The organism is Pseudomonas sp. AC211 (assembly GCF_979258055.1).
The window spans coordinates 2,217,758-2,229,734 of record NZ_OZ409830.1 but is presented as its reverse complement, the minus strand read 5'-3'; the positions used below and the strand labels follow the sequence as shown (position 1 = coordinate 2,229,734).

At 61.7% G+C, this 11,977-nt stretch carries 5 protein-coding genes and 4 pseudogenes; all 9 read left to right on the top strand.

The annotated features are described in order from the left end of the window. The first annotated feature begins 12 nt into the window (after window positions 1-12). The 9 genes and pseudogenes from ACZZZP_RS10600 to ACZZZP_RS10560 all read left to right on the top strand — a co-directional run bounded on the left by ACZZZP_RS10600 (window position 13) and on the right by ACZZZP_RS10560 (window position 11,494). Window positions 13-1,077: an ABC transporter substrate-binding protein gene (locus ACZZZP_RS10600; protein ID WP_463382671.1), complete on the top strand. Its 1,065-nt coding sequence runs from the start codon at window positions 13-15 to the stop codon at window positions 1,075-1,077. Window positions 1,078-1,102: 25 nt separating this feature from the next. After that, window positions 1,103-2,157, top strand: a pseudogene (locus ACZZZP_RS10595) (ABC transporter substrate-binding protein). 340 nt (window positions 2,158-2,497) lie between these two features. Then, window positions 2,498-4,758: pseudogene (locus tag ACZZZP_RS10590) on the top strand (TonB-dependent receptor). A gap of 305 nt (window positions 4,759-5,063) precedes the next feature. Beyond that, a pseudogene (locus tag ACZZZP_RS10585) lies at window positions 5,064-7,530 on the top strand (TonB-dependent receptor plug domain-containing protein). A 411-nt stretch (window positions 7,531-7,941) separates the two neighbouring features. Then, window positions 7,942-8,289, top strand: coding sequence for an MFS transporter (locus tag ACZZZP_RS10580; protein ID WP_463536508.1), 348 nt, complete (start codon window positions 7,942-7,944; stop codon window positions 8,287-8,289). Next, the gene (locus ACZZZP_RS10575; RefSeq protein ID WP_463536507.1) at window positions 8,286-9,140 is read left to right on the top strand and encodes an MFS transporter; all 855 of its coding nucleotides are present in this window, start codon (window positions 8,286-8,288) and stop codon (window positions 9,138-9,140) included. The genes ACZZZP_RS10580 and ACZZZP_RS10575 overlap by 4 nt, the downstream gene beginning before the upstream one ends. 1 nt (window position 9,141) lies before the next feature. After that, window positions 9,142-9,907, top strand: a pseudogene (locus tag ACZZZP_RS10570) (ABC transporter permease); the annotation flags it as partial. Between the two features lie 12 nt (window positions 9,908-9,919). Beyond that, complete coding sequence (locus ACZZZP_RS10565; RefSeq protein WP_463382665.1) at window positions 9,920-10,690, top strand: ABC transporter permease; 771 nt, start codon at window positions 9,920-9,922, stop codon at window positions 10,688-10,690. Between the two features lie 9 nt (window positions 10,691-10,699). Further along, window positions 10,700-11,494, top strand: coding sequence for an ABC transporter ATP-binding protein (locus tag ACZZZP_RS10560; RefSeq protein WP_463536506.1), 795 nt, complete (start codon window positions 10,700-10,702; stop codon window positions 11,492-11,494). Window positions 11,495-11,977: the final 483 nt, after the last annotated feature.

Genomic DNA, 11,977 nt, shown 5'->3' with positions numbered 1-11,977 from the left:
GAGGAACGCCCCGTGAGCCAACCGCTCGACACGCTCTGGTACACGCGCTGCCCGGTGCCCACTGGGCTGGGCATTGCCGTGCAAAAAGGCTGGCTGGACGAAACCGTTGGCGCCCTGGGCACTCGCGTGCAGTCGCTGCGTGAGTCGGCCAACCAGGCCGTGCGCGAGTCGCACTTCGACCACACGCTGCAAAACTCGGTGCGCCACGGCGGCAATATTCCGGCCATTTGGGCCCGCGCCCAGGGTCGGCAAACGCGGGTGATCGGGCTGTCGTGGGCCGATGAAGTGCAGTTGATTCTGACGCGCCCCGACAGCGGCATCAAAACCGTCAAAGACCTCAAGGGCCGCACCTTCGGCCTGCCGGACTGGCGCAACGCGCAGATCGACTTCACCCGCGCCCAAGCCCTGCGCGGCTTGGAAAACGCGTTGAAGCTTGAAGGCCTGGACGTGCGCGACGTGCAGTTGGTGGACTACCGCTACGGCGGCACCTTTAGCGACAACCCGGTTCAGGAAATTGCCGGCACGCCCTTCTCCGCCTCAGCCAACAGCCACCGCGCCGACGGCCGCAATGCCGAGCTGCTGGGGTTGCTGCGCGGTGAGGTGGACGCCATTTTCCTCAAAGGTTCCAGCGCCGCCCAGCTCGCCCACGACCTCAACCTGTACACCGTGATCGACACCGGCTCACACCCCGAGCCGCTGATTCGTTGCAACAACGGCACGCCGCGCACCTTGAGCGTTGACCAGCATTTGCTCGACCAGCACTACGACGTGGCCGTGGGCATTCTCAACTCGGTGCTGCGTGCCGAGCAGTGGGCCGCACAACACCCGGACGACACCCGCCGCTACCTGGCCCGCGAAACCAACAGCAGCGAGTACTGGGTGCGCGTGGCCTACGGCGAAGACGCCCATTTACGCCTGGCCACGGCCCTCGATGAAAGCGCCATTACCGCCTTGCAAGACTTCACTGCGTTCATGCACCGCTGGAATTTCATCCCCCAGCAGTTCGACGTTCGCGACTGGATCGATACCCGACCGCTAGCCACCCTGCGCAGCGCCAACGCGGCCCTGGCAGGCTGATCGGTCGGGCTCAACTGGAGTGGCCATGAGCTCACTAGAAACCCTGTGGTACACCCACAGCCCCGTGCCCACCGGCTTGGGCATTGCCGTGCAATCGGGTCGGCTGGCCGAAGCCTTCCGCCCGTTCGGCACCAACATTCAATCGCTGCGTGAATCCAGCGAGCGTGAAGTTCGCGAAGCGCACTACGACCACCACTTGCAAAACTCGGTGCGCCACGGCGGCAATATTCCCGCCATCTGGGCCTACGCCGCCGGGGTCGAAACCCGCGTGCTGGGCTTGTCGTGGAGCGATGAAGTGCAGCTGATTCTGACCACCGAAGACAGCGGCGTGCGCACCGTGCGCGACCTGAAAACCGCCGCTTCGGGCTGCCGAAATGGGCCAACGTGCAAATCGACTTCACCCGCGCCCAAGCCCTGCGCGGTCTGGAAAACGCACTGAAGCTCGAAGGCCTGGACGTGCGTGATGTGGAGCTGGTCGACTACCCCTACGGCGGCACCTACAGCGACGAACAGAAGCACCACCTGTACGGCTCGGAAGTCACGCTGAACAACGGCCGCCATACCCGCCGCAACAACGAACTGATCGGCCTGCTGCGCGGTGACATCGACGCCATTTTCCTCAAAGGCGCCCATGCCGTTCAGCTCGCAAACGAGTTTGGCTTGCGCGTGGTGGTCGACACCGGCTCGCACCCCGACCCGCTGATTCGCGCCAACAACGGCACGCCGCGCACCCTCACCGTGGACGTCAACCTGCTGGAAGAACACTTCGATGCCTCGGTGCGCATCGTCGACACCGTGCTGCGCACCGAACAATGGGCCTGGGCCAACCCCGAAGAAACCCGGCGTTTTCTCGCCCGTGAATTGAACACCAGCGAATACTGGGTGGCGGCCGCTTACGGCGAAGACGCCCATCGACGCCTGCGCACCAACTTCGATGAACGCTCGATTCATTGCCTGCAAGACTTCACCGATTTCCTGCACCGCTGGGACTTCATTCCGCGCCGTTTCGACGTACGTGACTGGATCGATACGCGGGTGCTGGAACATGTCATTGGCGCGACAACTCGCAGGGCTATTTAAACGCTGCTGCTGAGGCAGCAACGCGCGTTTATTGCTTCTCCAGAAGCACCCCGGCAGCAGGTTGTGCTGCCGGGTTTACAGGCAACTGTTGGCCCCCGGCTTAAATGTTCGTCGAGCATTTAACCGGGGGCTTTTTTTGTTTAAAACTCCCACCCAATCTATTCAGCAAACACGTTATTTTTCAGCACTTTAGGAAATTAGCGCACCTATAGAAATATCCACAAAGGGAACTGGCACAGTCCCTGCTATCACCCTTCCACACCTTATTTATGGGTTCAGGCAAAGCACCACTCAACAACAGCAGAGTGCAACGCCTTACTTCATTCGACCGGGAGGGAATATGTTAGCGATCAACCCAATTACCAAAGGCATCTGGCTGGCGTTTGTGCTTAGTAGCGCTACTGCCAGTGGCCAGTTATGGGCCGCCGAGCCAACGCCGAACACCGCTGAAACCGACACTACGCCGACACTAAAAACCGTGACCGTGACCGCTCAGCGCAAAGAAGAAACCCTGCAAGAAGTGCCCGTGGCCGTGTCGGCCATCAATGGCACCAGCATCACCGCTGACGGCGTACGGTCCATGGGCGACATCACCACCTTTGTACCGAACGCCGCCGCGAAGAACCCGGATGGTGATGGGCGGCCGCGTTGGTATATCCGTGGCTTAGGCACTGGTGATACCGGGGCGGCAACGGTGTACCCGGTCGGCATCTATGCCGACGACGTGTACCTGAACGCCCCCATCGCTGGTGGCGGACCGTTGTTCGATCTGGAACGCATCGAAATTCTGCGCGGCCCGCAAGGCACGCTGTATGGCAAAAACACCACGGCGGGCGCCGTGAATGTGATCTCGAAAAACCCACCTTTGAAACCGACGGCTACGGCACTGTTGGCGTCGGCACCAAGAGCGAACGCATCGTCAACGGCGCCATCGGCGGCGCGCTGGTCGACGACAAGCTGGCCGGCCGGGTGTCGATCTATTCGGAAGAACGTGACGGTTACACCCGCAATGAAACCGCCAACCAAAGTTACGGCGACGTCAGCAAGAAGGCGTTCCGCGCCCAATTCCTGGGGCAGTTCGGCGACAACTTCGAAGCGCTGTGGAAAGTGCATGGCCGCCAGTTTAAAGGCGATGGCAGCAGCGGCTCGCTGCCGGTCGGCACCTACTACCCGCCGACGAATTACCAGCGCCCCGACGGCCGCAAGATTGAGTTGAACGTCAACGAAGACTACAAACTCGACCACGACGGCACCTCGTTGACCCTGAACTGGGACATCGGTGACTACAAACTGACCTCCATCACCGCCTACGACTACCTGCGCAACCAGTCGCTGATCGACGCCGACTACACCCCTTATGAAGTCACCGGCCGTACCGACACCGACAACGAATACAAGCAATACAGCCAGGAAATCCGCCTCGCCTCGCCACAGCAAGAAACCCTGCGCTGGCTGGCCGGCGCCCACGTCTTCCATGAAGACCTGGGCAGCTCGGCCGTGCGTAACGTCGAGCCCGGCCGTGCTGCCAACGGCGGTGCCAGCAACCAGACCGGCACGGTTTACCGCGACCTCAACTACGACCACACCAACGACAGCTACGCGCTGTTCGGCAACCTGACCTACGACTTCACCGACAATTTCACCGTTACCGGCGGCCTGCGCTGGACCAAAGAATACAAAGACATCGACCTCAACCTGACCCAGCTGCGCAGCGTGTCCGGCGTGCAAGCGTGCCGGTGTTGGGTGCCGACAACAACGGCAATCTTAAAAAAGGCGAAGACTGGGAAGCCTGGACGTATGACGTAACGCCTGAATACCGCATCAACGACAACGTGCGCGTGTTCTTCCGCTACGCCCACGGCTTCCGCTCGGGTGGCTTCAACACCGGGCTGTCGGGCGGCTTGTCGGGGTTGACCACGGTTGATCCGGAGGAACTGGATTCCTTTGAGCTGGGCCTGAAATCCGAATGGCTTGGCGGACGGATCATCGCCAACGCCACGGCGTTTCTACTACGACTACACCGACATTCAGGTGAACCTGCTGACCGTGAGTAACAACGTACTCACCACCGCCCTTACCAACGGCGCGGAAGGCACGGTGAAAGGTGCAGAACTGGAACTGGAAGCCCAAGCCACCGACTACCTGCACCTGCGCGCAGCGCTGTCGCACCTGGACACCGAATACACCGACTTCAAAAACGTAAACCCCACCACCGGCGCGGTGACCGGCGACTACAGCGGCAACCGCTTCGTGCGCTCGCCCGAGCAGGTGATCTCGCTGGGCGCCGACTACACCATTCCCTTGGGTGGCGCCGGCAAGCTGGTCGCCGGGGCGGATGCCAGCTACCGCGGCAAAGAGTATTTCCTCGCCGACCGCCAGGATGAAGACACCCTCAGCCAGGACCATTACACCCTGGCCAACGCGCGCCTGAGCTGGTTCAACCACGACGAGAAACTCAGCGTCACCGGCTTTGTAAACAACCTCACCGACCGTCGTTACCAAGTGCATGGCCGCCCGAACGGTGCGGTTGGCAGCGGCCAGTACGTGATCACCTACGGCGACCCACGCACCGTAGGCGTCAGCGTGACCAGCCGATTCTGATGAGGGGTTAAGGCAATGAAAAACGGAGCACCTCGGTGCTCCGTTTTTTTTGGCTCGGGTTTAGCGGATAAGGCTGCTTTTTTGTAGGAGCCAGCAAGCTGGCTCTCTACACAAGCAACGTGATGCGTATCGCCTGCTGCTTCACCAACACATTGATCTAAACCACCTTAACTACCGCCATCAAGCCATTGATATACAAAGAATAAAAAGCCTGGCACAACCATTGCTCTGCCCACCCCACGCACAAGCAAAGGGACAACCCATGAGCGTTCACCCCCCACGTATTACTCATAGGGATCACCAGGATGTTTCGTCTAAATCTACTCACCACGGCCGCCATCGCCGCGCTGTCCGCAACCGCTCAATCGACCTTCGCAGCCTCGCAAAAAACCACCGCCGATAGCGCACCGCAGCTCGACACAGTGGTGGTCGTTGGCACCCGTCGCAGCGATGTAACGGCGTTGGAAAGCGCGGCGCCGGTTGATGTGATCAGCGCGGAAAAACTGCAGGAAACCGGCGCGCAAGATTTGTCTGGCGCGCTCACGGCGCTGTCGCCCTCGTTCAGCTTTCCGCAGTCGCCGCAGGGCGCGTTTGCCGGGTCCATTGCACAAGGCGCGCCGCTGCGCGGGTTGGCCTCGGATCAGGTGTTGGTATTGGTCAACCGGCAAGCGCCGCCACAGCAGCGCCAATATCACCCGCCAAGGCTTGGTCAACGGCCGTGGTGCAGCGGCGGTGGATTTGAGCTTGATTCCCCTGGCCGCCATTGCGCGCGTGGAAATTCTGCGCGACGGCGCCGCTGCCCAGTACGGCTCGGATGCGATCGCCGGGGTGATCAATATCGTGCTCAAAGAGAAGGATGAAGGCGGCAGCGCCGGCTACCGTTTCGGCGGCTATGACAAAGGCGACGGCATTCAACGCAAGCTCAGCGGCTGGAAAGGCTTCGCCCTGCCCAACGATGGTTTCGTCACGGCCAGCTTCGATGCCGGCAGCCAAGACCCCGCCAGCGACACCAACCCCGACAACCGCAAGTTCTACACCAGCTCACCGAGCATCAATACACCGCGCGAGCAAAACGATGCGAATCGCACCTGGCGTTGGGGTTCGGGCAATGTGTCGGATCAGTACAACTTTTTACTCAACAGTGAGCTAGGCCTGGGCGAGGGGCTGAGCGCCTATGGCTTCGCCACCTACGCCCACAAAAACACCGACGCCGAGGGGTTTTTCGATCCGCAAAGCGTGCTGTTCAGCAACTACGGCAGCGTGGCCTCGCAGCGTTACCCCACCGGCCGCGTGCCGATTACCCGCTACACGCTGGAGGATTACGCGCTCACGGGCGGCCTGCGCTATGAATCGTCGCTGCTCGGCAAGTTCGACCTGGCGGCCAACTACGGCAACAACAAGGTGGACTCTACCGACCGCAACGCCATCAACCCGAGCCGGGGCGCGGCCAGCCCGTCGAAGATTTACACCGGCGAGCGCCAGGCCGACCAAACCAACCTGACCCTCGACTGGGTGCGTGAATTCCCCACCGACCTGCTGTTCAAACCCCTGACCTTGTCGGCGGGGCTGGCCTGGCGCAAAGAAAGCTACGAGCTTAACGAAGGCGACCCGGCTGGCTGGCGGTCCGGCCCGCTGCTGAACACCATCGACCCCATCACCAGTCGTCGCCTGCCCGGCTACTTTTCCGGCATCACCCAGGTGGATGCCGTGTCGCTCGACCGCCGCGTGCTTGGCGCGTATATCGACGCCGAAGCGCAGTTGAGCGAGAAATTCCAAGCCGGGTTGGCTGCACGCACCGAGCACTACGACGACTTTGGCGACACCACCAACGGCAAGCTGTCGTTGCGCTACGACTTCACCCCCGAGTTGGCTGCACGGGCCACCGCCAGCACCGGCTACCGCGCGCCGTCGTTGGTGCAGAGCGGTTATTCGTCGTTCAGCGTGCAGGTGGTCGAGCAGCCGAGCGGCAGCGGCAACTGGGTGGAAGTGCAGCAACGCACCCTGCGCGCCGACAGCCCGGAAGCGGCAGCATTGGGCGGCGCGGCGTTGAAGCCGGAAGAGTCGACCAACTATTCCCTGGGCTTGGTGTGGCGCCCGTTGCCCAATGCGTCGGTGACGCTAGACGCCTATCGCATCGACATCGAAAACCGCATCACCTTGTCGGACCAGTTGCCGGCCAGCGTGGTCGGGCCGATTTTTGCCGGCACGCCGTACGCCAACATTCAAAGCGCCGCGTTCTTCACCAACGTGGCCGACACGCGCACACGCGGCGTGGAACTGACCGGCAACTACCGCTGGGATTTGCAGCAGTTCGGCAACCTGGATTTAAGCCTGGGCTTCAGCAAAAACCACACCGACATCACCCAACTGCGCGACGTGGGGCGAATTCGCGGCGACCAGATTGTCGGCCGCACCACCCAGGGCTTGATCGAAGAAGGCACGCCGGAAACCAAGCTGACCCTGGGCGCCAACTGGCAATACGGCGGCTGGGGCATCAGCCTGGCCGAGCGCCGCTATGGCGAGTGGAAAGCGCTAAACGCCAGCAACCCGGCGCTGGACCAAACCTTCAGCGCGCAATGGGTGACAGACCTGGATTTGTCGTACCGATTCCAGCAAGGCCTGAAGGTGTCGGTGGGCGCCATCAACCTGTTCGACAGTCACCCGGACAAACTCGAAGGGCCGCAACCGTATGGCGGGGCCAAATACAGCATCACCTCGCCGGAAGGCGGTCAGGGGGCGTTTTATTACACCAGCGTGAGTTATGACTTTTGACACCGGGCGAGACCGCAGCCCCCTCACCCTAACCCTCTCCTCGAGGGGCGAGGGGATTAAAAGCAGACCGCGTTTCAGCTCCCTCTCCCTAACCCTCTCCCCGCTGGAGCGAGGAGACTAAAAGCAGACCGCGCTTTAGCCCCTCTCTCCCGCTCGCGGGAGAGGGGCTGGGGGTGAGGGCTGCTTTTTTGACCGCAATACCCCACTGCTGCTCCAGCAACACCCCACCAGCACCCACCCTGCCCGCCCATCAACACCTCGCCCGCAACCCCCGCCATCACTGGCCCACAGCCTTTGGTACAGCTCTTGCTCTAGCCAAGGCATTAAAAAACCTCAAGGATTACCTATGGCCTGCCCCTCCCTGTCACCGCCGCAGCGCAAGCGCCTGCTGTGTTAGCGACGGACTGATTTGTGAACACCTCGCGCACAACCTTCCTGCTCAATTTCATGCTTCTGGCCGCGTTCAGTGGCGCCACCATCGGCATGGCCAAAATCGTCACCACCCTCTATGCCTTGCACCTGGGCGCCAATGCCATGCAGGTGGGGATCATCTCGGCGATGGAATCGCTGGGCATGATTTTCCTCACCCTGCCGGCCGGCTTCGTGATTGCCCGCTACGGCGCGCGCCGGGTGTATTTCCTCGCGAGCCTGGGGCCGATGCTGCTCAACCTGGCGATTCCGCTGTTTGGCCACTGGCTGTGGTTGGCGGCGGCGCGATTGCTGATCGGTTTGTCATTCCGTTTCGCATCGTGTCGATGAACAGCGCCTTCCTTCAGCAGTTGCGTCATATCGGCAGCAGCAAGGCCGGCTGGTATCGCGGCGCGCTCACGGTGGGCATGGGGCTAATTGGCCCGCTGCTCGGCAACTGGCTGAGTTCGAGCACCAGTTTCACCTTCGGCTTTGTCGTGATCGGCTTGGCGTTCGGTGCCATGGCCGGTTACAGCCTGGGCTTTTGGAGCGACGCACCGGCAGCGTCTGCCGAAGGCGCCGCGCCCGGCGCGGCGTTGGGGATGTGGGGCGATACCGAAAGCATGATCGGCAACGTCGAAATCGCCCAAAGCCGCCTGATCGAATTGGTCGGCAGCGCCACCGGCTCGCTGTTTGGCACCTTCATCATTCTGCTCGCCATGGACGTCGCCAAGCTCAGCCAGACCCAAGCCGTGAGCCTGGTGATGGTGCAAGGGCTGGCCTCGGTGGTGGCGCTGTTCAGCCTCGGCTATATGCTGCAACGCCTGGGCCGCGTGTTCGCCTATGTGGTCAGCCTAAGCGCCGCGATCAGCGCTTTGCTGCTCGTGGGCCTGGCGCAGAACTACTGGCTGCTGGCCCTCGGCGGCGTGCTGTTAAGCACCGGCACGGCGCTGATTCATTTGGTCAACATGACGCAGATGAGCGAGCACAGCATGGACAAAAGCAAAATTTCCGGGCTGTTCAACCTGGCCAGCATGGTCGGCGGTTTCAGCGGCGCCATGCTCGGCGGCGTGCTGAGTCACTACCTCGGTTTGGCCAACCTGTTTTTGTGCTGGATTCCCGTGGTGCTGGGCATGGCCGTTATCTGCTGGGTGCGGGCCATACGCCGCCACGCCCGGCCCGTTTTGATAAGTGAGGTGTGAGATGGCCCTGGACTGGAAACACTATGGCGGCAAGCTCACCTGGTTGATCTCGCCCTTGGCGTTGTTGGCGCTGTGGAGTTGGGCGACAGCCGTTGGCTGGTTCCCGAAAACGCTGCTGATTCCGCCGCTATATGTGCTGGAGGCGTTCCAGGAACTGCTCGCCAGCGGCGACCTGCAAGAGCACCTGCTTAACAGCCTGAGCCGCTTGGGTTTCGGGTTTGTGATTGGCTCGCTCGCCGGCCTGGCGTTTGGCGTGCTGATGGCGCTATCGAAAACCGTGCAGGTGTATTGCGGGCCGCTGTTTCATGCGATCCGGCAGATTCCGAGCATCGCCCTGATTCCCCATGTTCGTGCTGTTCTTCGGCATAGAGGAAACCTTCAAAATCGTCATCGTCGCCAAGGCCGCGTTCTTCCCCGTTGCCCTGGCCGCCAGCGAAGGCGTGAAGGCGATTCCGCGCAGCTATTTCGAAGTTGCCAACGTGTACCGCCTGCCGTGGCCGACGCTGGTCAAGGAAATCGCCTTTCCCGCCGCTGCGCCGCCGATTATCACCGGCCTGCGCATCAGCCTGACCCGCGCCTGGGTGGTGCTGGTGGCCGCCGAGCTGCTGGCGGCTGACAACGGCTTGGGCCAGATGATTGAAATGGGCCGGCAAATGCTGCGCATCGACATTGTGATGGTCGGCGTGGTAGTGACCGGCGTGATCGGCTTTGGCCTGGATTTCGGCTTTCGCCTGCTGGAACGCCGCCTGTTCCGCTGGCAAGCCCGCCAGGAGGTGAGCATGAACTACATAACCCGCCTGAAAGCGTTGCGCGGCCTGGTGTTACCGGTGCTGTTGGTGCTGCTGTGGGACGCGCTGTCGCGTCAGGGCGCGACCTGGGCCTATGCGTTGGTGCCGGTCAACACCATCGGCGCCGCGTTTGTCGAGTTGCTCGGCAACGGCGAATTGCAAACCAACCTGCTCGCCAGCCTGGCGCGCACCACCACTGGCCTGGCACTGGGCATTGGCTTTGGCGTGACAGTGGGCGTGCTGATGGCCCTGTCGAAGGTGGCCGACCGCTTGATCGGTCCGCTGTTTCACTCCATTCGCCAGGTGCCGATGCTCGGCTGGATTCCGCTGATCGCCATGTGGTTCGGCAACGGCGAAGTCTCGAAAATTCTCATCGTCACTCTCGCCGCCTTCTACCCCATGGTGCTCAACACCTACGAAGGGTTTAGCGGCGTAGACAAACGCTACCGCGAGGTCGGCCGCGTGCTGGAACTGAGCCGCGTGCAGCAGTTTGTTTACGTGTTGCTGCCGGCCGCCGTGCCGAGCATGGCCAACGGTGTGTTGCATGCGCTGGCGTTTGCCTGGGTGACGGCGGTGGGCAGCGAGCTGTTTCTGTCGTCCGGCCCTGGCCTGGGCAACCTGATGATGAACGCCGAGGCCGGCGCACGCATGGAGATCATCGTGGTCTGCGTGCTGTGCATTGGCCTGTGTGGCTACCTGATGAACCTGCTGTTTTCCCGCCTGAGCCGCTACGTGCTGCGCTGGCGTTCTATTCGTGGATAGGTGATCGCTGTGAACGCACAACTCAAACAAGCTCCGCTGGCCGCGCATCTTGCCCTCCCCGGCGCCCTGCAGATTCAGGGGCTTTCCAAGCAATACCGCATTGAAGGGCAACCGTTGCAGGTGTTGCAGAACATCAACCTGAACGTAAACCCGGGCGAGTTCGTCAGCATCATCGGCGCCAGCGGCCGCGGCAAATCCACCCTGCTGCGCCTGATCGTCGGCCTGGACAACGACTACAACGGCGACATTCTGCTCGACGGCCAGCGCATCACGGACACCAGCCTGGAACGCGGCATCGTGTTTCAGGACCACCGTTTGTTCCCGTGGATGACGGTCGAGAAAAACATCACCCTGGCCCTGAAAAACCAGACGCTGAGCAAAGCCGAGAAACAGCAGCGCGTGGCTGAGCACATCGCCTTGGTTGGCCTTACCGGCTTTGAACAAGCGTACCCGCATCAACTTTCCGGCGGCATGGCGCAACGGGCAGCCATTGCTCGCGCGTTGATTACCCAGCCGAAAATCCTGCTACTCGACGAACCCCTTGGCGCCCTGGACGCCCTCACCCGTGTGCACCTGCAAGGCGAGTTGCAACGCATCTGGGTGCAACAGCGCAGCACCATGATCATGGTGACCCATGATGTTGAAGAAGCGCTGTACCTGGGGGATCGGGTGATTGTTTTGGACTCGTATCCGGGGCGCATCAAGCACGAGATTCGCGTGGACCTGCCCCACCCTCGGGACCGTGCGGCGCCGGAGTTGAAGCGGTTGAAGGATGAGTTGTTGGGGGAGTTGACGGGGCATTAATGGTCGTCTGCGGGAATCGCGGCTAAAGCCGCTCCCACACAGAATCGAGCCCCCGGCACCGTCGTTCCCGCGCAGGCGGCGGTCCGACGATTCGGAATCCAGAGTATCGAAGGTGACGACGATGCTCCGCCCAACCCCCGTCATCCTCGCGAATGCGGGGATCCAGGTTGTGGCGACGAGCACCGTAACGTCCAAGACACTGGGTTCCGAATCGTCGGACCGCCGCTTTCGCGGGAATGACGGGGGTTTGGGCGAGGATGTGTGTCCAACGGTTTGCAGTATCTGAACCACAAGTTGCCGGGGCAAGAACCTCATTGCTTAACCCCAACACCGTCATTCCCGCGAAGGCGGGAATCCAAGTATTGAAGGTGGCGACGTTGCAGCCCCCACCTCCGTCATCCTCGCGAACGCGGGGATCCAGGCTGTGGCGGCGAGCACCGTAACGTCCGAAACTCTGGATTCCGAATCGTCGGACCGCCGCTT

Coding starts and splice junctions, on each gene's coding strand:
- ACZZZP_RS10575 (WP_463536507.1), top strand. CDS start 8,286: ATGAACAGCGCCTTCCTTCAGCAGTTGCGTCATATCGGCAGCAGCAAG.
- ACZZZP_RS10565 (WP_463382665.1), top strand. CDS start 9,920: ATGAACTACATAACCCGCCTGAAAGCGTTGCGCGGCCTGGTGTTACCG.